The 22,007-nt window shown below is 64.5% G+C and carries 18 protein-coding genes and 2 pseudogenes; 9 read left to right on the top strand and 11 right to left on the bottom strand.

From position 1 onward, the window contains the following. Positions 1-145 precede the first annotated feature (145 nt). The 5 genes and pseudogenes from F618_RS14660 to F618_RS14655 all read left to right on the top strand — a co-directional run. A pseudogene (locus tag F618_RS14660) lies at positions 146-1,167 on the top strand (hypothetical protein). A 39-nt stretch (positions 1,168-1,206) separates the two neighbouring features. Then, positions 1,207-2,178 carry a hypothetical protein gene (locus F618_RS0100585; RefSeq protein WP_019567485.1) on the top strand — a complete coding sequence of 324 codons (972 nt, stop codon included), beginning with the start codon at positions 1,207-1,209 and terminating at the stop codon, positions 2,176-2,178. 45 nt (positions 2,179-2,223) lie between these two features. After that, complete coding sequence (locus F618_RS0100580; protein ID WP_019567484.1) at positions 2,224-2,616, top strand: hypothetical protein; 393 nt, start codon at positions 2,224-2,226, stop codon at positions 2,614-2,616. 248 nt (positions 2,617-2,864) lie between these two features. Continuing rightward, positions 2,865-3,602, top strand: coding sequence for a hypothetical protein (locus F618_RS0100575; RefSeq protein ID WP_155997964.1), 738 nt, complete (start codon positions 2,865-2,867; stop codon positions 3,600-3,602). Between the two features lie 882 nt (positions 3,603-4,484). After that, positions 4,485-4,808: pseudogene (locus F618_RS14655) on the top strand (hypothetical protein); the annotation flags it as partial. 423 nt (positions 4,809-5,231) lie between these two features. On the opposite strand, the gene F618_RS0100565 reads toward F618_RS14655, so the two are convergent. The 8 genes from F618_RS0100565 to F618_RS0100530 all read right to left on the bottom strand — a co-directional run bounded on the left by F618_RS0100565 (position 5,232) and on the right by F618_RS0100530 (position 14,921). Continuing rightward, positions 5,232-6,116, bottom strand: coding sequence for a carbohydrate kinase (locus F618_RS0100565; protein WP_019567481.1), 885 nt, complete (start codon positions 6,114-6,116; stop codon positions 5,232-5,234). Positions 6,117-6,135: 19 nt separating this feature from the next. Next, a complete protein-coding gene (locus F618_RS0100560) occupies positions 6,136-7,422 on the bottom strand; it encodes a GGDEF domain-containing protein (protein WP_018175966.1) in 1,287 nt (428 codons plus the stop codon). 117 nt (positions 7,423-7,539) lie between these two features. Beyond that, positions 7,540-8,421 (bottom strand): endonuclease/exonuclease/phosphatase family protein, encoded by an 882-nt coding sequence (locus F618_RS0100555; protein WP_019567480.1) that lies wholly within the window; start codon positions 8,419-8,421, stop codon positions 7,540-7,542. Positions 8,422-8,458: 37 nt separating this feature from the next. Further along, positions 8,459-10,099: an acetolactate synthase large subunit gene (locus F618_RS0100550; protein ID WP_018950923.1), complete on the bottom strand. Its 1,641-nt coding sequence runs from the start codon at positions 10,097-10,099 to the stop codon at positions 8,459-8,461. Between the two features lie 27 nt (positions 10,100-10,126). Next, the gene (locus F618_RS0100545) at positions 10,127-10,759 is read right to left on the bottom strand and encodes a thiol:disulfide interchange protein DsbA/DsbL (RefSeq protein WP_019567479.1); all 633 of its coding nucleotides are present in this window, start codon (positions 10,757-10,759) and stop codon (positions 10,127-10,129) included. Further along, positions 10,760-11,932 (bottom strand): c-type cytochrome biogenesis protein CcsB, encoded by a 1,173-nt coding sequence (gene ccsB / locus F618_RS0100540; protein ID WP_018948216.1) that lies wholly within the window; start codon positions 11,930-11,932, stop codon positions 10,760-10,762. Between the two features lie 26 nt (positions 11,933-11,958). Beyond that, positions 11,959-14,031 (bottom strand): cytochrome c biogenesis protein ResB, encoded by a 2,073-nt coding sequence (locus tag F618_RS0100535; protein WP_018950924.1) that lies wholly within the window; start codon positions 14,029-14,031, stop codon positions 11,959-11,961. A 266-nt stretch (positions 14,032-14,297) separates the two neighbouring features. Next, complete coding sequence (locus F618_RS0100530; RefSeq protein WP_018950925.1) at positions 14,298-14,921, bottom strand: cytochrome c; 624 nt, start codon at positions 14,919-14,921, stop codon at positions 14,298-14,300. Positions 14,922-15,081: 160 nt separating this feature from the next. Between F618_RS0100530 and yihA the strand changes: the two genes are divergently transcribed. After that, a complete protein-coding gene (yihA, locus tag F618_RS0100525) occupies positions 15,082-15,696 on the top strand; it encodes a ribosome biogenesis GTP-binding protein YihA/YsxC (RefSeq protein WP_018950926.1) in 615 nt (204 codons plus the stop codon). Positions 15,697-15,978: 282 nt separating this feature from the next. Here yihA and F618_RS0100520 read toward each other — a convergent pair whose 3' ends face one another. Genes F618_RS0100520 through polA form a run of 3 tightly spaced genes read right to left on the bottom strand, consistent with a single transcriptional unit; the run spans position 15,979 to position 19,859 of the window. After that, positions 15,979-16,626 (bottom strand): SCO family protein, encoded by a 648-nt coding sequence (locus F618_RS0100520; protein ID WP_018950927.1) that lies wholly within the window; start codon positions 16,624-16,626, stop codon positions 15,979-15,981. An 11-nt stretch (positions 16,627-16,637) separates the two neighbouring features. Next, positions 16,638-17,156, bottom strand: a complete 519-nt coding sequence (locus F618_RS0100515; RefSeq protein ID WP_018950928.1) for a hypothetical protein — start codon at positions 17,154-17,156, stop codon at positions 16,638-16,640. Next, positions 17,157-19,859: a DNA polymerase I gene (polA, locus tag F618_RS0100510; protein ID WP_019567478.1), complete on the bottom strand. Its 2,703-nt coding sequence runs from the start codon at positions 19,857-19,859 to the stop codon at positions 17,157-17,159. Between the two features lie 144 nt (positions 19,860-20,003). Between polA and F618_RS0100505 the strand changes: the two genes are divergently transcribed. The 3 genes from F618_RS0100505 to F618_RS0100495 are packed head-to-tail and all read left to right on the top strand — an operon-like array spanning position 20,004 to position 21,978. Continuing rightward, positions 20,004-20,729 (top strand): TIGR00730 family Rossman fold protein, encoded by a 726-nt coding sequence (locus F618_RS0100505; protein ID WP_018950930.1) that lies wholly within the window; start codon positions 20,004-20,006, stop codon positions 20,727-20,729. A gap of 2 nt (positions 20,730-20,731) precedes the next feature. Beyond that, positions 20,732-21,124 carry a DUF2782 domain-containing protein gene (locus F618_RS0100500; RefSeq protein WP_019567477.1) on the top strand — a complete coding sequence of 131 codons (393 nt, stop codon included), beginning with the start codon at positions 20,732-20,734 and terminating at the stop codon, positions 21,122-21,124. Then, positions 21,124-21,978, top strand: coding sequence for a hypothetical protein (locus F618_RS0100495; RefSeq protein ID WP_019567476.1), 855 nt, complete (start codon positions 21,124-21,126; stop codon positions 21,976-21,978). Before F618_RS0100500 ends, F618_RS0100495 begins: the two co-directional genes overlap by 1 nt. Positions 21,979-22,007 lie beyond the last annotated feature (29 nt).

Genomic DNA, 22,007 nt, shown 5'->3' with positions numbered 1-22,007 from the left:
TTGTGCCGCATCGCGCTCCGATATTGTCGGCGTGTTGCCTTGCTATGTGTTCCGGTACACCGCTGGATTGGCTTCCGTTGTGTTTTGACCTAGCCGCGGATTTGCCCGGATTGGCTATTACAGCCCCAAGCCTTGGGAGGTCCCCATGGCGTGGCTGATTCCCTATGTGATCGCGATCCTGACGGCCGTCGGGATCCTCTCCGAACGACGCCGCGGATCGTTCCGCATGCGCATGATCTACGCGGTAGTGGCGCTGGCAGCGCCCCGGCGCTGATGGCCATCGGCAAGGCCTTTCTCGGACCGGATTCCGCGGCGATCGCCATTACCGCGTTGATCCTGCTGGCCTTCGTGGTTGCGCCCTGGCTGATTGCCTGGCACTTCCTGCATCGCCATCCTCATCTCGGAGTCCCCGACCCGGAGCCGAGGAGTTTCCGCCTTTCGGTCGGGGCTTGGCACCGGCACATCGTGTTCCTGGGCATCGTGGCCTTTGCCATCGTCGGCGTGATGCTGACCCACAACCCTCTTACGCAATCGGTGTACGACTATATTGGCGCGGACAATCTTGAGAACGAGGTAGTCCGCTCCGAGGTCGCGGGAGAAAGCTTCGATATCCCGATGCGGTATTTCGTCATGGACGGTTACGTCAAACGCGGATATTGGCCGCGCGCCAGGAACCACCGCGTGGATGCAGGAGCTCTGTCCTTTAGCGTACTGCTTCCTGAGCTTCGTCCTTTTTATGCGGAAGAGGAACACCTCTGGAATCTCGACGGGGGCGGTCGTGGAGATCGGCTTGATGTGATGATTACCGAAAACAGGGCGCCAAACTGGTATGAGGCAATCCGCCAGCGTCTGAATGAAGAAGACGACCGTCGCATGTCAAATGAGGAAGCGGAAGCTTACGGTGTTGATGCTATCGGTCACGAGCTTAAGGCATTCTCATCCGCAATGGGCGTGAGATACATACCACGGACGAAATCGCCCCAGCTTTCCATTAGCTGCGTGGACCCGAGGGAGGTGCCATATCCGAGCTGCAGGGTAAAGAGTAATTTCCGAGACGCCGTGGTTCTGGAGTACCGCTATTCCAATGATTACCTGTCGGACTGGCGTCGAATTGATCAAGAAGTAAAAACTCTCATTGACCGGCTCTCAGTGGCTGAAGAATGGTAGCCGATCGCTGAAATCGTTTCTCATGGGTGAGGTATAGGTATGAGCCACAAGCAAGGTTCTCGTTGGCTCGGAACCGCCTGGGGCCGATTCGGACTGCTGGTCGGTGTTCTGGTTCTGCTGTGGATTGTCGCTTCGGCCCTGTGGTCGGGCATCGCCCGGCCGTTGCTGATCGAGCATGGCGTACCCGAAGCCTGGCGCCAGCTTTATGGGGAGCCCCCGCCGCTGGTCGAGGAGCGTCCGGTCCCGATCCGCAAGGCCAACATCAATGGTGTGCCGATTGCGATTCCCTCCAACTACCTTGCACTGGTCGGCATCGAATACAAGGACCAGAGCACCTGGGCGCCACGGGATCCGGATACGCCGAAGCCCGATGAGCGCACCGTCGAAGACGACGCGAAAGCTTTCTCGCTTTACGTCCGCTGGCCGGACATGGCTCCCAGAAGCCCGGAGACGCAGTCCAGTTTCTGGACCAGGGATGACCCTGACGGCGACATCTGGCTGTTAGTCGGGGTGGTGGCGATTTCCGGTTTTCGTCGCGATGGCCAGTTTTCGTATGAACTTCTCCGTGAGCGCGGTGATTGGGCCCCCGCCCTTCGAGGAGTCATGCAGAGACTCGACGAGGGTGAGCGCATCACTCATGAGTGGGATGATGAGAAGGGGCGTTACAAATATCTGAAAAACGTTCGGTATGAAATGAGGGGGCGCGACCCCGAAACCGGGCTCCAGTGGGCGAAGCCTGTGGGGCCGGGGACGGATAAGCTCGAGTTATGGAACCAGACTCTTTATTGGAAGGGTGACGTCGATGGTGTTGTGACCGACTATTTCCAATGCCGGGCCGGAAGTACGGCGAACCCCGATTTTGTTCATACATGCCGCTATAAGTTCACCATTCCTGAATGGGGGGGCCGCGTAGCGTTTCGGTTTCCACGCAACAAGCTTGTCGAGTGGCGCGAAATGAAGACGGCGGTGCGGGACGTCGTTCTTGGCTTTGAGTCGGATTCCGACATCTAGTGAATTTAGGATTGCAATAAATTTAGTCTACAGGGAGAGAGACTGATGACCAATGAAGGGATTCATACGCCGATAACCCAAGACGATCTGGATTATGCCAGGAGCCTCCAGGCAGAAGGCCGGCTCGCAGATATGTATGACTACCTGGCTACCTTTGGTGATAGGTATTCCATATTAGCCAGAGGGGTCGTAGAGGGAGATACGATGTCCGGCCAGGTCGCCTTAAGGTTTATGGAGGCTGCGGCAGAAGGTGAGGGAATCCCTTTTGGAGAATCTGAGACTGATGCAATCCGCAGTGATATGGCGGATCAATATTTGGTCACGCTCCAAGGAATTCTGGATATATCCGACCAAGGCGTCATCTCTCGCGAGACAAACCACAGCGAGGCGCGCAGACGACGGGGTCAGGTCTTGCCTTTTGCCCTCTTCGGGCTCTGACGGACGGCAAGAGGCAAGACCTGACCCCGAAAGGCGAAAGGCACGTGCCGTGTGAATGATGGCCCAGGCAGAAGATCGCGCCAGCCCCGGAGACGAAGCCCCGTCGGGATCTTGCCGGGCAGCGGACGATGAATGGACAAGGAGCTTGAGCGATGGAGACCGGAAGCAACTGGGGTGGCGACTTGCCCGAGGGTGCAGGACGAGGACTCTTTAGGCGCCTGGGCGTCCTCGCACTGGTGATCGGGGGTATGGCCCTGACGCAGCAGGCTCTGGCGGAGGCGTATCCGGAAACCGCCGACGAACTCTGGGAACGGATGCCTTCGCAAACGCATGATCTTCGCCCGGGGGACAGAATTACGGACTATCGGACGCCGTTTTGTGAGCAATTGCGTGCGGATTTCCAGGAGCGCCCCGAGAAGTTCGAGCGCATCCGCCCGGACGTGGAGACGGACGATTTTGATGATCCGGCGTTACGAGCGATGCTGCCCGGCTGTTCGCGGAAGGAGTTGACCTTTGTGCAGGAGAAAACGCCGGGCATGGCGGACACGGGCTACGCGCGCAGTGCCTATTACGCAGACGAGGGATTTGCGCTGTGGTCGCTGCAGTCGATCGACCCGGACTATCCGGAAGACGTCGTGCTGGTATGGCAGGGACCAAGGTACGTCTTGACGGATGATCCGTTAAATCCGTACCGCACGCCGGAAGAACGGCGCGGCTACGAGCGGCGTGATGCAGACTTCGGTCGGATTGCCGGGGTCAATCCCGAAACCTGCGAATTCGTTCCGCGCTACTCAGCGAGCACCAGGGGTCGGAGCAAGGATCTGGCCGATCCTCCGACCAGGGATTTGTTCATTGTGAGGTACGAAGGAGAGCTTTTCTATTTTAATGGCGCGGTCCGTTATCCGAAGGATCAATTTCTTATAGTGCGGCTTATCTATCCCGGTACTGAAAAATACTGCAGCTATTTCTATTACGATTCGGAGTAAACGCCAGGAGGGCAGACGATGAGTATTGATTACCGAAGTTCTGATGACTGGAAGGCGGGTGCCGCCGAATTGCTGAAGCCGCTGGAGAACGCTGACTATGACGCCTACCTACATGACGATGGCGTAGGCATCCCCACCCTGGGGTATGGTTCTGCGCTCGTACGGGAGTACGCCGATGGTTGGAGAGTGCTCGACGGGCTCGAAGAGACACTCCAGAAGGTGGGGCTGGAGCCACCCGATAGTAAGACCATAGATGTGCTGGAGCGCATAGCTACGGCGAAGAACGAAGGGAATAACGCAAAGGCCTCCGAACTGGCAAAGGAAATCACCGGCGACAACTCGCCCTGGATGGTGCCCGCGGATTCGGCGGCGGCCACCGAGCTGCTGGTGAACGAGCTCGAAGGAGCGGAGATCGGCCTGAAGGCCCGTCTGCGCCATCACCTTGGCTCGGAGGAGGGCGACCGGGTTTTCGAGTCGGTAGAGGGCACCAAGGAGGGACGGGCACTGCTTTCGCTGGCTTTCAATAGCCACACGTTGATCGGCCCGGGGCTCAGCGGTGCGCTGGCGGACGGCAACCGCGCCGAGGCCTGGTGGGAGATCCGCTACAACAGCAACGCCAGTCAGGAAGGCGGTATCGCCAGGCGACGCTACATGGAAGCGGCGGTCTTCGGCGCGTTCAGCGATGATCCGACACCGGCCGAGCTGCAGGACTGGATTGATCTTTTCGCCGAGAAAGGCGAGCAGATGCGGGCCTACGACGAGCGCTTCGAGAGCAATTTCAGCACGGCCGAGGGGGACCTGGCATTTGCCTTCGGCGACGACGCCCCGCCGCTTCTGACCCTGGAAGATCTGGAGCGCAGAATCACCGAGGAGGCGGCCAGTCTGATCGAGGATGCGACGGTTCGGGTTGAGGAAGCGGTCGAAAAGTTCAACCTCGCGGAGTCCCACGCCTCCCCCGTCATCCTGGACCTCGACGGCAACGGCATCTCGACGCTGGGTCTGGATGCCGGCGTACAGTTCGACCACAACGGCGACGGGTTTGCGCAGGCGACCGGCTGGGTGGGGCCCGCGGATGCGCTGCTGGCGATGGATCTGACCGGGAACGAGGAGATCGAGACCGGCAGCGAGTTGTTCGGGAACGCCAGCGAGATCGAGGATGGCGTGACCGCCATGAACGGGTTCGAGGCGCTGGCGATCCACGACACAACGGACCATCCGCTCTCGACCGCGCGGTCCAAACAAGGCATTTTGGTGAAGGTTCACGGGGCGTCCTCCTTGGAATGGCTAAGTCGGCAAACTCAGCATCCTTCGGAGTCGCCCCGTGGACAACCTATTGAGAGATCACACCTAGGCGATAGGGCGGCATCGCATGATGTAAACGTTCGTGTTGGAGTCGGTCTGTGTACTGACCGGGCACGGTTAATGATCTGTCACCGCGCTGTATGGGCGAGCTGCAAAGCGATCAGCGTCCCATTGGGTTAGTTGCGGGATTGTAGTGCCCCCAAGCGATACATGCTCGGCTTGGCTCTCATCGCTGCCCGGTGTCGTGACGATGGGCTGAGTCCCTTCTCTGGAGTCAGATTGCCGCCGGTTTTTGTGCGCGGGGCATTGTTTGTGCGAAGGGAGCGATTAGCTCCAGGCGGTGCGGGCGCGGTGGTAGAAGTCGGAGTCTTCGCTGGTGGCGCCCTGCAGGGAGCAGACGGCGGCTGCGAACCCGAGCGCGCGCTCCAGCGTGGTCGCCCAGGGCCAGTCGTGTTGCAGGCCGATGATGGCGACACTGGCGAACGCGTCGCCGGCGCCCACGGCGTCGCGGAAGCCGTCGACCGGGGGGACCGGGGCCGGCCAGTGCTGGCCATCGGTGGTGTGGATGGCTGCGCCGTCGGCGCCGTGGGTGATGATCAGGGCGGAGCGGATCGCGGCGCGTTCCAGGAGCGCCGCCGATCGCTCCGGTGCGGCGACGTCGGGGGCCAGCGTGGCCGCCTCGTCGGTGTTCAGCTTGACCACGTCGGCCCCGCGCATCAGCGCGAGGACGTCGTCGGGCTGGTACCACGGGGCGCGCAGGTTCACGTCGACGAAACGATGTTGTGCACGGGCCTGTAACCGTTCCAGTAGCTCGCGGTTGTCCGCGCGCAGGGCGAGCGTGCCGTGATAGAGGAGGCCCGCGGTGTCCGGCAGCTGGTCCGCCCATTCCGCCGGAACGGTGTCATAGGCCTGGTCAGGGACGATGGTGTAGGTCGGTTCGCCGTCTTCCAGGGCGATGCGGACCTGGCCGGTGGGGGCCGCGGGGTGCCTGTACAGGCCGCGGGTGTCCATCCCGATGCGGTTCATGCGCTCGCGGATGCTGCGGCCGTCCGCGTCGTCCCCGACTCCGCCCACGAAACAGGCGGCCTCGCCCAGCTGGTGCAGGTTCCAGGCGACGTTGAAGGGCGCGCCGCCGAGGACGCGCGTACCGTCGGGGAAGCAATCGAACAGGACTTCGCCGAAGATCAGGTGGGGTTGAGGCGTGCCGTTCATGGGTTCCCTCGGCAGTGGATCAGTCGCCGGCCCGCTCGATGCGGTCACGGCCTCGCTTTTTCGCTTGTAGCAGCGCGTGGTCGGCGGCATCGAATATCGCCTCCGGGGCGGCGGCGGGGTCGATTCCGGCCAGCCCGGCGGAGATGGTGACCTTCAGACGCGTCTTGCCGGAGCGCACGATCAGACGGTCCACAGCGTCGCGGATGGTATTGGCCTGGCTGTATGCAGCGTCAGGTTCGCGATGGATGATCATCACGAATTCCTCCCCGCCGTAGCGCGCGACGAAATCCGGCTCGCGCACGCCCTCGGCCAGGATCTCGGCGACCGCCCGCAGGACCTTGTCGCCGGCAGTGTGGCCGTACTCGTCATTGATGGTCTTGAAGTGGTCGATGTCCCAGACCAGCAGCGAGGCCGCGCCCGATTTCTCGAGTTCTGCGGGGAGTTGCTCCAGCCGCTGTTCGAAGGCCATTCGATTGGGCAGGCCGGTGAGGCTGTCGCGGCTGGCTTCGGCGCGCGCCTGTTCCAGCCGGTTGCGCAGCGCTTGCACCTGACCCTCCAGGCTGCGGCCCTTGGAGCGCAGGAGGCGGTTCCGTTCCTGCACCACCTGCAGTTCGTCTTCCTGCTCGTTCCGAAACGTGGTGACGCGCTCCACCATGCGGTCGAGACCGCGGGTCACCTCGGTGCGCAGCGTCGCGAGGTCCTCGACGTCGACCACCCGGCCTTTGATGTGTTCGACATCCCCGGAGATCCCCGCGTGCAGTTCGGAGACCGATTCCCGGGCGCGCTGGCCGCGCGCCTCGTCTTCGGACAGGGCGGTATCCACGTCTTCCAGGCGGTGCCAGATCTCGCCGACGACCTCGGTGAGTTCTTCGCGCTCCGTCATTGCCTGTTCGCACTTGTCGTGCATCACCGAAAAGAGGCGTGTGAGGGTGCGTTCGATCTCTGCCTTGTCGCGCCGATCGGCGGCCCGGGTGAGGGCCTCCAGCTCGGGGTCGAGGAATTCGAAGCCGAGCAGGCCACGCTGGACGACCGCGAGGATGCCGTCGGCCAGGTCCTCTCGCTGATCGCTGGAGCGCACGGCATCGGCCAGCTGGCCGCTCAGGCGATCCAGCCAGGCGGTGTCGCCGGGGTCGGATTCGATGGCGCGGGTCAGGTCGCGCACGGCGCCTTCCAGTGCCGGCACCTTCGCGGAGACCACCGCGAGCGATCGCAGGGCGACACGGCGGATCGCGTCCTGCAGGGCGCGCTCCCGATCCAGCGAGCGCTCGAGCTCGATAATGGTCTTGCGCAGATCGCTGTCGGACATCGGGAAATCCCGGGTAGTAGGCGCGCCTATTTAAACGCGGAAATGGGGTGGATGCCAGGGAAACACGGACTAATGTGCACACTGGCGCTCGAACCGTACCCGTCTTTCGACATCGGTTTAGTGCGCTGGATCATGAAGGGCCTGGCGCTGTGGCAGTTCGATCTCGATACCGACCGGCAGGTGGTCGGAGAGCGCCACGTTGTAGACACGCACGTCGCTGACGTGCAGGTCGGGGGTCAGCAGGATGTGGTCGAAGACCCGACGCGGGTCCCAGGCGGGATAGGTGGCGGGGCAGGCCATCGGCTCCATCAACCCGGTACGCGCGATCAGTTGCCGCAGTTCCTCGCTGTCCTGCTGGCAGTTGAGGTCGCCCATCACGATGGCATGCGGAAAATCCTGGATGCGCTCCGCGACATAGGCCAGCTGGGATTTCCGCGTGCGCTTGCCCAGGGCCAGGTGCAGCAGGAACAGCACCAGCTCCTCGCCGTCGCCCATGGCGTAGCGGGCCTCGATCGCGCCGCGGCCGGGCAGCGCTCCGGGCAGACGGTGCATTTGCACCCGGTCCGGCTCCAGGCGCGAGAACAGGGCGAGAGAGTGCTTGGCGAACTGCCCCAGATCGCGGTTGATCCGGTTGTAGGTATACGGGAAATGCGCACGTTCGGAGAGATAGGAGGCCAGATCGACGAAGTTGCTACGCAGGCTACCCCCGTCCAGCTCCTGCACACCGACGATGTCGAACTCCGAGATAAAGCGCGCCACCCGGTCGAGGTTGTCCATGCGCCCACCGTAGGGGAGCACGTGCTTCCAGCTGTTGGTCAGGTAGTGATGCAACCGGGAGGAGTGGATGCCGACCTGGGCGTTGAAGCTCAAGAGCCGCAGGCGCTGGCGGCCCTGCTCGTGGTGATATCCCAGGCGTTCCGGGGTGGAGGCTTCCGGTTGTGTCGCGCCCTCGGGCCCGGTGGGCGCGGTGCGATCATGGCCGGACGCGATCGAGGTCATCGCGGGTCGTCTCCTGCTGGCGGGGAAGTCCGCGTTGTCAGAATGGACAAACCAGCTCGCCCAAACGTTCCGTCAGCTTCATGTTCTCGCTGTAGTCGACCGGGCAGTCGATGATTGTTACGCCGGGTGTTACCAGGGCCTCGCGCAGCGCCATCTCCAGGCTGTCGCCGGGTTCGATGCGCACGCCGTGCGCCCCGAACGACTGCGCCAGCTGCACGAAGTCCGGATTGCCGAACTCGACGAAGGCCTTGCGGCCATATTCGCGCACCTGCTTCCACTCGATCAGGCCGTAGGCGTTGTCGTTCCAGATCAGGACGACGAAGTTGAGGCCCAGGCGCACGGCGGTTTCCAGTTCCTGCACGTTCATCAGGAAGCCGGCATCGCCGGTGACCGCGACCACCTGGCGTTCGGGATGGAGCTTTGCGGCGGCAATGGCGCCCGGCAGCGCAATGCCCATGCTGGCAAAGCCATTGGAGATCAGACAGGTATTGGGTAGCTCGCAGCGGAACATGCGCGCCATCCAGAGCTTGTGAGCGCCCACATCGGTGATCATGATCGCGTCGAGGTCGGCGGCGGTGCGCAGATCCCAGATCAGCTTTTGCGGCTTGAGCGGCACCTGGGTGTCGTTGCGGTGCTCGTTCATGTCGTCGATCAGGCTCTGGCGTAGCGGGCGCAGGATGGTCTCTTCGCGGGGGCTCACCTGTTCCGCCAGGCGGTGCAGGCAGGTCGTCAGATCGCCCAGTACCTCGGCGGTCACATTGTAGTGACCGTCGATTTCGGCCGGCGCGGAGTCGATATGGATCAGGGTCCGGTCGGCGTCCGGATGCCAGAAGCTGGGCGGGTATTCGACCAGGTCGTAGCCGATGCAGACGATCACATCGGCCTTGTGGAAGCCAAAATTCACGAAGTCCTGGCTTTGCAGGCCGACCGAGCCCAGCGCCAGCGGGTGGCGGAACGGCAGTACGCCCTTGGCCATGAAGGTGTTGGCGACCGGAATGTTCAGGGCGCTGGCGAGCATGGCCAGGGCGCCGCTGGCGCCGGAACGGATCACGCCGTTCCCGGCCAGGATCAGCGGGTGCCGGGCCTCGTTCAGCAGGCGCGCGGCCGCCTCCAGGGAGGCTTCGGCCGGTACGGCGGCCGGGCCGGCATGTACCGGCAAGGGTGGATTCGGGCACGGCAGCGAGGCGATGTTCTCTGGCAGCTCGATGAAGCTGGCACCGGGTTTGCCGCCTTCGGCCCACTTGAAGGCCTTGCGGATCACCTCGGGCAGGATCTCGGGTTCCAGCACCTGTGAGCTGTACTTGGTGATCGGCTGGAACAGGCCCTTCAGGTCGAGGACCTGGTGCGATTCCTTGTGCAGCCGATGGGTGCTGGCCTGGCCGGCGATTGCGACCAGGGGGGCGTGATCCATGTTGGCGTCGGCGACGCCGGTGATCAGGTTGGTGGCACCGGGCCCCAGGGTCGCCAGGCAGACGCCCGCCTTGCCGGACAGCCGCCCGTGAACGTCGGCCATGAAGGCCGCGCCCTGCTCGTGACGGGTGGTGACGAACTCGATGGGGGAATCGGCCAGGGCGTCGAGAACGGCCATGTTCTCTTCCCCGGGGAGGCCGAAGATGCGTTCCACGCCCTCCTGTTCGAGGCACTCGACCAGACGTTGCGCGGTGGTCGGATCGCTCATGGCCGAACCCGCCGGAACGGGCCCGCGTTAGCCGCGGGCACGTTCGATCAGGTAGTCGGCAACCTCCAGCATTTCGTCGTGCCCGCCGGCCATGCTGGCCGAGACGATAGCCTCGCCATTGACGACCAGGGTGGGGACGCCTCCCACGCCGTAGTCCTGCACCGCCTCGGTGGCCTCGACGATCCGCTGGCGAATCGCGTCGGAGCGCATGGTTTCGCGGAACTCGTCGGCGTCCAGTCCGCGCTGGTTGATGAAGCGCAGGATGGCGCTTTCCGAGCGCAGCTGGCGGCCCTGATCGTGGATCGCGTCGTAGAACGCCTGATGCACTTCGTCGAGCACGCCCAGCTTTTGTGCGGTGTAGTAGACCCGGGCATGCAGCGCCCAGACATCGTTCATCGGTGCTGGCAGGTATTCGAACTGTACGTCGTCGGCCAGGCCGGGCTTCCACGCCTGGACCTTGGGCTCGAATTCGTAGCAGTGCGGGCAGCCATACCAGAAGATCTCGACGACCTGGATCTTGCCGTCCTCCAGGCCGGTGTCGAGCGGCGGCTGGATGGCGCGGTAGTGCTGACCTTCGCGGTATTCGGCCGCGAGGCTGGTACCGGTGGCGAGCAGCAGGCCGGCGCCGCCCAGAGCGCCCATGAATTCACGACGCTTCATTTACAGTTCTCCGTAGGAATGCAGGCCGGACAGGAACATGTTCACACCCAGGAAGGTGAAGGTGGTGACGAACAGGCCGATGATCGCCCACCAGGCCATGACCGGACCGCGCCAGCCCTTGGTAAAGCGCATGTGCAGCCAGGCCGCGTAGGTCAGCCACAGGATCAGGCTCCAGGTCTCCTTCGGATCCCAGGTCCAGTAGCCGCCCCAGGCCTCGGCGGCCCACATCGCGCCGAGCACGGTGGCGATGGTGAAGAAGGCGAAGCCGATTGCGATGGCCTTGTACATCACGCTATCCAGCGCTTCCTTGCTGGGAATGCGCTGGGTGATGGCGGCGTCCGGGCGGGTCCGTTCCAGACGGTGCTTGATCAGGTAGGCCACGCCCAGCATGGCGGCGATGGCAAAGCCGCCGTAACCAACGAAGTTGGTGGGCACGTGGATCTTCATCCACCAGCTGTTAAGCGCCGGGACCAGGGGTTCGATCTCCTGCGCGCCGCGGCTGAACATGTACCACAGCAGGAAGGTGACCGACGCGGCGATAACCAGCATCACGAACGCACCCATGGTGCGCTGGCCGGTGCGGCTCTCGTAGTACAGGTACATCAGGGTGGTCATGGCGGCCAGCAGGATGAACACCTCGTAGAGGTTGGCCACCGGGATGTAGCCCCAGGTCGGGTCGGTCAGGTAGATCTCGCGCCAGCGCACGAGCAGGGCCATCAAGCCGGCGCCGGCGCCGATCCAGGCAAAAGCCCCGCCGACGCGGGTGGGGAAGTCGGAGCGGCTGAACAGGCCCGTGACGTAGGCGACTGTGGACAGGTACAGGAAGACGCTCATCCACATGACACCGGCCTGACCGGAACCGACGTAGTTCAGCCAGAAGTTGGTGCTGCCGCGGGCGAGGTCATCGGCGTATAACCAGATCCCGAACAGTGCGAGTACGCCCACGATGATCGAGAAGGCCTGCCATGGTCGCCAGAACCAGCCCATCCAGGCGCTGAGACCCACGGCCAGGATCAGGCCGCCGGTGTCGTAGCGGTCCATCATGTGGCCGTACTGCCAGAAGGCAATTACGCCGACCGCGATGGTCAGGGCGATATACGCCCAGTCGCGCAGCTGAATGCGCCGGAAGATGCCGGGCCGTTCGAAATCCAGGGCCTCGTGGGGTACTGACATGGATCGCTCCTCCGACTGATTAACTTCTAGTCGTTCTTGTTGTTTGATTCACGGGTGCTGTCATCGGCGTTGCCGACTGGCTTCTGATCGATGATCCAGCGCTTAAGATGCGCGAAACGTTCCTCGAATTCCACTTGATGGCGGTTGCTGGTGCCGGCCATCACCACGTGGGTGCCTTCGCCGTCCTCGCGCCGCCGCGCCATGATCCACAGGCGCTGATAGGACACGTAGAACAGCAGGAAGATCCCGACAATCAGCATGGTGCTGCCGACGTACACCGTGCTCTGGCCCGGGGCGCGGGCGATCTGCAGGCCCGAGGCCTCGCGGTGCTCGAAGTCCTTCAGGTGGAAGAAGAACGGCGACTGATACAGGCTGATCGCGTTGATCGCCGAGATTGTGTCCTCCAGGAAGCGCTGTTCTTCTTCCTGGATCGAGACCACACCCTCGTCCTGCAGGACCTCCATGTAAAGCCCCTGGAGGCCGGCGTGAAGGATGCGGACCATCAGGTCACGTACTTCCTCGATGCGATCGGCCGGGACGCGGCGTTCGATCTCGTTGTGCACGGCCATGTAGCCGCCCTGGGCAAACAGCCCCATCAACTCGGCCGCGGTTTGCGCAATCGCCTGGTTCTGCGACCCCTCGACGGTGTCGTCGTCACGGGCGACCTGGCGGGCGATCTCGTTGCGCACCTCGGGGTTGTGCAGCATGGCCAGATAGGTGCGGAAACGTTCCAGCGAGTTGTCGGCATCGGCCGGCAGGAACAGGTAATGGAACTCGTCGGCCGGGCTCTCGCGCACGCCGCTCAGGAAATACATCGCTCCTTCCTGCAGGGCCGGGCGCTGGTAGTTGCGGTAGTACAGGCCATGGCCGGTGCGATCCATCAGGCGGAAGTCGAAGCTCGGGCCCATGTGCCGGTTTTCGCGCACGCCTTCTTCATTCAGGAGCGGGACCACGTTCTCCAGCTGGAAGTTGGTGAACTCGATGGTACGGGTATCGCCATCCGGGGTCGGGATGTCCATCTCCTGGAACACGCGGCCGGGGACTTCGAGCGCTTGCAGCGCCTCGGGACCCAGCGGGATGGCGTCGATGTCCAGGCGGGTGCCGCCGTCGGCAAAACTGGCCTGGAAGATGGCGTAGCCGTTGTAGATCAGCGGATAGTTGACCGAGATCGTATGCCGCAGCGGCTCGTCGCGGTTCGGATCGTGGATGATCAGGTCCGATTCGTAGGAGCTCTCGGCGCCGGTGGAAAAGCGCTCAATGCGGAACTCCTCCAGTTCGATGCGGAACGGCAGTTCCTGGACGAAATAGCCCTCCCGCATCGGCAGGAAGACCACGTTGGCCGAGGCGCCCTCGGGGATCTCCACCGAACCGCGGAAGGACGGGTTCCAGTCCGGGATCCAGGCTGAGCGGGGGACCTCGGAGATCGGCACGCTGCGGGTCTCGATCTCCAGGTTCCCCAGCCATTCGTTGATCTTGAGCAGGGTCGTGCCATCGGCCAGGGCACCGACACAGATGACGACAATACCGACATGGGTCAGCAGGTAGCCCAGGCGATTCCAGCGCCCGCGCATCGCGGCAATGACGGTCTGGCCGTCGGTGCTCTTCTCGCGGGCCCGGAACCCCTGGGCCTTGAGTACGCGGTGGGTATGCTGCAGGAATTCATCCTGCGGTTGATCCAGGTCCGCCTCGGCGCTGGCATTGAACGAGCGCAGCGACTTTTCCTTGACCTGTGTGTTGTAGCGACGCAGATCCTTGATCAATCCAGGGGTCTGGCGGTAGACGCAGAATGACGTGGAGATCACCAGGAAGGCGACGACCAGGAGGAACCAGGTGGCCGAATAGACCTGGTACAGCCCCATGCCGGCAAAGATCTCGTGCCAGAACGGACCGTAGTCCATCAGGTACTCGGTATAGGGTTCGTTCTGTACCAGGACAGTGCCGATGACCGACGCAATCGCGAGCGCCACCAACAAGGTGATCGCGAGGGTCATCGAGCCCATGAAATCCACAAGGATGCGGCTACGCCGCGGCTTGCGGGCGGCTTTCTGGCGAGATGCGGAGGACGGGCTGGCGTCTGCGGCCTGATCGATATTCGACATTCTGAAACCTGCTTTAACCCTGGCGACTATGCGAAGCAACCCGAGGGGGTTCAATTTCCAAGACAAACTGCACGGGCGTTCCGCGAGCACTGGGTGGACCGATGGCGTGCCGAGGAGTTCGGTCGTGCCCCACCATGACGCAAGCGGCTACGAAGGCATTCCCGCAAAGCGTGTTTTTCTTGCGCCCAACAAAAAGGGGCGGCCGAGGCCGCCCCTTCCCTGGGTCGCTTCGCCGCCGATCCTGCGCGGCGCAACTGCGGACCGGATCAGTTACCGGTCTGCAGGCCGGCCATGTACTGGGACACGGCCTCGATGTCGGAATCCGACATGTTGCGCGCGACGTTGCGCATCATGCGACCGTTGTCGTTGGCGCGATCGCCGCTGCGGAAGTAGCGCAGCTGGTCGGCGCTGTACTGCGCGTGCTGGCCGGCGACGGCCGGGAACATCGCTTCCGGATTGCCGTTGCCGTTGGGGCCGTGGCAGGCGATGCAGGCGGCGACATTCTGCGACGGGATGCCGCCGCGGTAGATCTGTTCGCCGCGCTCGACGACTTCTTCGTCGGCGGTGCCGCTGCTGATGCTCTGTTCGGCGTAGAACGCCGCAAGGTCGCGCATGTCCTGCTCGTCCAGGTTGGCGACTTGGCCCAGCATCAGGCTGTTCACGCGGCGCTCGGACTTGTAATCCTGCAGCTGCTTGGTGGTGTACTTCGGGTGCTGGCCGGCGAGCTTGGGCCATTCCGGGTTGACGCTGTTGCCGTCAGCCTGGTGGCAAGCCGCGCAGGACTGGGAGAGTTCCTGGCCGCGCTGAGGATCGCCCGCCTGGGCCGCCGACAGCGGGAGCAGCAGGGATACGGACAGGGCAGCAAAGAGAGCGGAAAGCTTGTGGTTCATGATGGAGAATCTCCTGCTTGTAAATGCGTGCCGGGTCTCGACCCGTTCCTTGTGCCCCATGGTAGGGCGATCAACATAAGGGGCGCAGTTTATAGCACAATGCTAATTTGTACTCAAAAATAAACCGAGCCCCGCACTCGGCCAAGGACTGTATCCCCCCATGCAACCCCGATTCCGCGAGACCGCCTTCATGCGCGGGGTGGCTCAGCTATCCCAGCTCCCCGAGGATGCCGGCGTCGAGATCGCCTTTGCCGGGCGTTCCAATGCCGGTAAGTCGAGTGCCCTGAATGCCCTGTGCGGGCGCAAGGCACTGGCGCGGGTCGGGCGCACACCGGGACGCACCCAGGAGATCAACCTGTTCAGCCTGCCGCCGGCCGAGCACTGGCGGCTGGTGGACTTGCCGGGTTACGGCTTTGCCAAGGTCTCGGCCGGCAAGCGGGCCGAGTGGGACCAGTTGCTGGGGGCATATCTGCGGACGCGCCAAAACCTGATCGGGCTGGTGCTGATCATGGATATCCGCCGCCCGCTGACGGACCTGGATCGCCAGCTGCTGGAGTGGGTCCCGCTGGAGCGCTGCCGCCTGCACTGTGTGTTGACCAAGGCGGACAAGCTCTCGCGCCAGGAGGCCGATCGGCAGCTGCGCAAGGCCCATGGCGAGCTCGAGGTCATGGGCGTGGAGGCGACGCTGCAGACCTTTTCTTCCCTGAAAAACCAGGGCGTGGACGATTTGCGCGGCCTGCTCGGCGACTGGCTGGTTGACCACGAGTCCGGTTGAGCCACGGGCATGGGGCCGGGTGTCAGGCGTTGGGTCAGGAGGCTTGGACAAAAAGAAGCCCCGGCCTTGGGGTGGGACCGGGGCTAATTTCGGCCTCTACAGGGGGTGGAGAGGCCTAGTGCCCGCTCAGGGAGAGAAGCGGGCCGCGCTGGGCTAGAGCGCTTATGAAGTGAGAAAGCGTCGTCCGGGCAAAGTTCCGGCCGGATCCGTCTGGATTGCGAATTTTTTCACAGAATCGATTGCCCCGGCCTCACACAGGCGTCCTGCGTGAAAGGGGCGAACTTATTCGCGGCCCTCATGGCCCTCTATTCGGGCCTGCAAGGTAGCCACCAGCTCGCTTGCCGATGTCCCGTGCGGGTGGATCTCCAGGAGTTCGCCTTCGGGCCCGATCAGGTAGGTGGACGAGCTGTGATCCACCACATACCCCATGGCCGAGTCGATCTCGGTGCGTTCGTAGAACACCCCGTAGCGTTCGGTGATGGGGCGTAGCTCCTCGTGGGAACCCGTGGCGGCCTGGATGGCCGGGTGGAAGTGGCCGACGTAGGTTTCCAGGCGCTGGGCGTCGTCGCGTTCCGGGTCGACGCTCACCAGTACCGCGGCGACCTTGTCCTCCAGTTCCGGGGGCAGGCGATCCAGCGCGGCGCTGATCCAGCCCAGGCTGGTGGGGCAGGCATCCGGGCAGGCGGTGTAGCCGAAGTACACCCAGACGTATTGCCCTTCCAGGTCCGCGAGCCGGAACCGGTTGCCCTCGGTGGATACCGGCAGTTCGATCGGCCCGCCGGATACCGCATCCGCCACCGGCAGGCGTTCGTGGTCGGCCCCCTGGGGTACGGGCGGCGGTGCCGGGCGGAGCATCACGAAGACGAGCAGGGCGCCGGCCGCCAGCACGGCCAGCGCCCATAACAGGCTGCTCAGCGGAATGCGCTGCATGTCGATCTCCCTCAGGGTGTGTCGCTGTGGCTGCGGCGGGTGACGAAGCGGAACTGGACCCGGGCCGCATCGGGGTCGCCCGCGGGCATGACGGTGGCGGCCCAGGTCATGGCCTCGGTGGTGCAGATGGGCAGCGTCGTCTCGCCGGCGTAGCGGCCGTCGCCGGTATGTTCCAGTCGCGGGCGCTGAAAACCCATGTACATCTCCACCCCGGCCAGGTCCAGTTCCAGGGCCTCCGGGTCGCCCAAGTGGGTCCGCGCGGTCGCATCCAGATCCAGGGTCAGGGCCAGGGGTTGCAGCATCGGCACCGGGCGCGGCGCGATCTCGAGGGTGAGCGTGCCGCCTGCCGGATGGGTGGCGGTGCAGGGGGCGACGTTCAGATCGCACTCGCCCGGCTGGAGAATCGTGACGTCGCCCGAACCGCCGGTGTCCAGATAGCGATCAGCCAGCACCCAGGCCGTAGCCAGCAACAGGATCGCGACCAGCCAGGGGGCGACCCGATTGAAGCGCATGGCGGGCGCGTCCGTCATTTAGTGCGCATCGTCCCAGTTGGCGCCGACGCCGATATCCACCACCAGCTCCACGTCGAGATCGGCGGCGCCGCTCATGGCCTGGCGCACGAGGTCGGTCAACGCATCCAGTGCGTCGTCGGCGACTTCGAATACGAGTTCATCGTGTACCTGCATGATCATGCGGGCATCGATTCGCGCCTCTGACAGGTCGTTCGCGACCCGTACCATCGCGCGCTTGATGATGTCGGCGGCCGTGCCCTGCATCGGGGCGTTGATCGCGACGCGCTCGGACTGCTGGCGCCGGGCGCCGTTGCGACTGTTGATATCCGGCAGGTACAGGCGGCGACCGAACAGCGTCTCGACATAGCCGTTCTCGCGCCCGCTGGCGCGCGCCTTCTCCATATAGTCGTGCACGCCGGGATAGCGATTGAAGTAGCGGTCGATGTATTCGCGCGCCTCGCCCTGCTCGATGCCGAGGTTGCGCGCCAGCCCCCAGGCGGACATGCCGTAGATCAAGCCGAAGTTGATCGCCTTGGCCGCCCGGCGCTGGTCGTTCGAGACCTGGTCTGGCTCTGTGCCAAAGACCTCGGCGGCGGTCGCGCGGTGGATGTCCTGCCCCTCGGCGAAGGCGCGCAGCAGGCCCGCGTCCTGCGACAGGTGGGCCATGATGCGCAGCTCGATCTGCGAGTAGTCGGCCGCCAGCAGCTGGTGGCACGCCTCGGCGATGAAGGCCTGGCGGATGCGCCGCCCGGCCTCGGTGCGCACCGGGATGTTCTGCAGGTTTGGCTCCGACGACGACAGGCGCCCGGTGGCCGCACCCGACTGGTGATAGGACGTATGCACCCGCCCGGTCTTGGGGTGGATGCGCCGGGGCAGGGTCTCGGTATAGGTGCTGCGCAGCTTGGACAGCCCGCGGTGTTCCAGGATCAGGCGTGGCAGGGCGTAGTCACCCGCCATCTGTTCCAGCACGTCCTCGGCGGTCGAGGGCTGGCCCTTGGGCGTGCGCCGCAGCACCGGCAGCCCCAGGCGTTCGAACAGGATCTCCTGGATCTGCTTGGGCGAGCCGAGGTTGAACTCGCCACCAGCCTCCTCGAAGGCCTCGCGCTCGATACGTTCCATCTCGGTCAGCAGCGCCTGGCTCTGCGCGCCGAGCTGGTCCGGGTCGACCTTCACGCCTGCACGCTCGATATCCGCCAGGACCGGGACCAGCGGCATCTCGATCTCGCGGTAGACGAAGGCCGGGCCTTCCGCTTCCTTCAGGCGCGGCTGGAACACCGCATCCAGTTGCAGGCAGATGTCGGCATCCTCGCCGGCGTAATCGGTGGCGATGCCGATATCCACCTCGGCGAACGGGATCTGCTTCGCGCCCTTGCCGGCCACGTCCTCGTAGTGCGTAGTCTTGTAGTCCAGGTGGCGCTCGGCCAGGGAGTCCAGGTCGTGGCGGTTGGCGCCGGCGTCCAGGCAGAAGGATTCGAGCAGGGTGTCGTCCTGGATCCCGCGCAGGGTGATGCCGTGATTGCCCAGCACGTTGCGGTCGTACTTCAGGTGATGGCCGAGCTTGCCGTGGTCCGGGGACTCCAGCCACGGCTTCAGGCGTTCCAGCGTCGTGTCGAACGGCAGCTGCGGGTCCGCATCCGGCCCGGTATGGGCGAGCGGAAGGTAGTACGCGGTACCCGGCTCGAACGCGAACGACATGCCGACCAGTTCGGCACGCATCGCATCCAGGCTGGTGGTCTCGGTGTCGAAGGCCACGCGCTCGGCCTTGTCCAGGCGCTCCAGTAGCCCAGCGAAATCGGCCTCTTCGCGAACGGTCTGGTAGTCGCCCTTCGTCTGCGCGGGTCCGGGGTTGTCGGCGGCGGTATCGCCGTTGCCGCCCTCCAGTTCCGCGCGCCAGCGAGTGAAGCCGTAGCGGCGCACCATCTCCAGTAGGCGGTCATGGTCCGGCTCCTGGATCGCGAGGTCGTCGGGGCCGACATCCAGCGGGACATCGCGCTTGACCGTGATCAGCTCGCGCGAGGTCGGCAACCGGTCGGTGGCCGCGCGCAGGTTCTCGCCGATCTTGCCGCCGATGTCGTCGGCCTGCTCGAGGATGGTGTCGAGGTCGCCGTACTTCGCGATCCACTTGGCCGCGGTCTTCGGGCCGACCTTGTCGACGCCCGGGATGTTGTCGACGCTGTCGCCCATGAGCGCGAGATAATCGACGATCTGCTCCGGGGCGACGCCGAACTTCTCCCGCACGCCGTCCGGGTCCAGGGTGACGCCGCTCATGGTGTTCACCAGCGTGATGCGGTCATCCACCAGCTGGGCGAGATCCTTGTCGCCGGTGGAAATCACCACCGCGTGGCCGGCGCGTGCCGCCTGGTCGGCCAGGGTCGCGATCACGTCGTCGGCCTCGACGCCCCCGACGCACAGCAGCGGCAGGCCCATCGCCCGGACCAGCTCGTGCAGGGGCTCGATCTGGGCCGCCAGCTCATCCGGCATCGGGGGGCGGGTGGCCTTGTATTCGGGGTAGATGTCGTCGCGGAAGGTCTTGCCCTTGGCGTCGAACACCACCGCCATGTGCTCCGGCCCGTAGTCCGCGCGCAGCTTGCGCAGCATGTTGGCCACACCAATCATCGCGCCGGTCGGGGCGCCATCCGGCGCGGTCAGTGGCGGCAGGGCGTGGAACGCGCGGAACAGGTAGGAGGAGCCGTCGACCAGGACGAGGGGCGGTTGCGACATGCAGGCGGAATCCGGACAGGGAACGCGCGCCATTCTACAGGGCTGGCCGTGAGGCGCCCATTCGTGCGGGCCATTTGTATGGATACGTTTGTATGGACGCGGGGCGCCCGTTACGCTTGAGTCTCCATCCGAGGAACCCTCCGCATGAACAACCGTGAACGTGCCGAACACCCGGGCCTGCGTCCGATTGATGACTCTGCCCTGACCCGCGAAAGCTGGAAGATCTTCCAGATCATGGCGGAGTTCGTGGAGGGCTTCGAGCGCCTGGCGCACATCAAGCCCTCGGTCAGCATCTTTGGTTCTGCACGCTTTCCCCCGGAACATCGCTATTACCAGCTGGGCGAGACGACCGCGCGCCAGTTGTCGGATGCCGGCTTTGCGGTGGTCAGCGGTGGCGGGCCGGGCATCATGGAGGCGGCCAACAAGGGCGCCTTCGCCGGGCACTCGCCCAGCATCGGCCTGAACATCCAGCTGCCCCACGAGCAAAGTTCCAATCCCTATCAGGACATCGGGCTCGGCTTTCGCCACTTCTTTTCGCGCAAGGTGATGTTCGTGAAGTATGCATCCGCCTACGTGGTCCTGCCGGGCGGCTTTGGCACACTGGACGAGCTGGCGGAGATCCTGACGCTGGTGCAGACCGGCAAGACCCGACGTATTCCCGTGGTCCTCGTGGGCAGCGAGTTCTGGAAGGGGCTGCTCGACTGGTTCCAGGATACCCTGGTGGAACAGGGCACCATCGACGAGGAGGACCTGCAGCTATACTCGTTGGTAGATTCGCCGGAGGATGTGGTGAGCGCGATTTTCGAGCACTACGAGACGCGCAGCTTCGAGCCGTCCGCGGAAGAAAAGAAACGACTGATGGAGCTGTGACGATGACCCCGACCCGCCTGAGCCTGCCCCTGTCGCTGCTGGCGGCCCTGCTGCTGGTGCCCGGTTCGGCGCTGGCGCAGGAAGACCGCGAGTGGGGGGATGCCCCGCCGCCGCCGGAACTGGACGAGGCTGCCGACCCGTCGCCTCCGGTGCTGGACGAGCGCGCCCGCGAGCAGCGCTCCCTGGAAGCAGCCGACATCATCATTATCGAGCGCGATGGCGAGACGCGGCGCGAGTACCGCATGGGGGGCGAGCTGGTCATGGTCGAGGTTACGCCCGCGGTCGGCCCGACCTACTACCTGATTGATACCACCGGCGATGGCACGCTGGATGGTCGCCGCAACGAGCTGGATCCCGACTTTGTACCCCCGTCCTGGGTGATTTTCCGATGGTAATGAATGAATCCGAAATTCAGCGCTGCGGCGAGCTTGCCGATCTGGCACTGACGGTCGGTCCCGAGGGGCCGGAACTCGACGGCCGGCCGGTGCAGTGCCTGCGCCTGCCGGCCGCCGCGGCGCCGGCCCTGGAGCAGGCCGTCGCCGAGGTCCCTGCTGGCTGTGGCCGCGTGATCGGCCGGGGTAAGGATGATGCGGCCGGGCAGGTGGTCCTGGTGCTCGAGCGTGGCCAGGCCATTCAGGGCACGGTCGCGGCCGAGGGGCCTGGCAGCCTGGAGGCCCTGGGCGAGCGCGCGGCCGACTGGCAGGGCCGCCACACGGCCGGCGCCCTGCCCGCTGGAGACGGCTACCGCCGCGGCGTGCTGCAGCAGAGGATGCGTGAGCGTGCGGACACAATCACGTCTTCGCTGGATGCCGAATCGCGGACGATCCTGGATACCGAGCTGCACCATCAGGGGCTGTACCGTTTCGAGGACCTGCCGCTGGCGGGAAGCGTCTGGCAGACGGTTCGCATCTATCCGGAGGGCGCCGGCCTGGCCGATCTGGTCCTCCCACCCGCGCCGGTGCCGGCCTTCTGGCAGGTCGCACGGCTCGCCCTGGCGGTCGCCGTGGATGACGCGGGGCGGCCGGATGCCGAGGGCTACCGGGCGTTGCTGTCCGGATATAACGGACGGCGGCCGTTGACCGCCATCGAGCGAGGGGCGGCGCCAACCCTGCTGCGCCTGGCTGCGCTGGACGACTGGCTTGCCGCACTGGAGGCCGGGGCCGATGGGCGCGCCGAGCGCGAACGGCTGGCAGCCCTTCAGGCAGAAGCGGCTCGCTTGCAGGGTATCTGGGTTCGCGCCGCGGCTTGAGGGCCCAGTCGGCCCGCACTGACGTATGG

It is taken from the genome of Thioalkalivibrio sp. ALMg13-2, assembly GCF_000381185.1.
Taxonomy (GTDB): domain Bacteria; phylum Pseudomonadota; class Gammaproteobacteria; order Ectothiorhodospirales; family Ectothiorhodospiraceae; genus Thioalkalivibrio; species Thioalkalivibrio versutus.
Note: the sequence above shows the minus strand (reverse complement) of the source record. Positions and strands in the feature narration are given on the sequence as shown.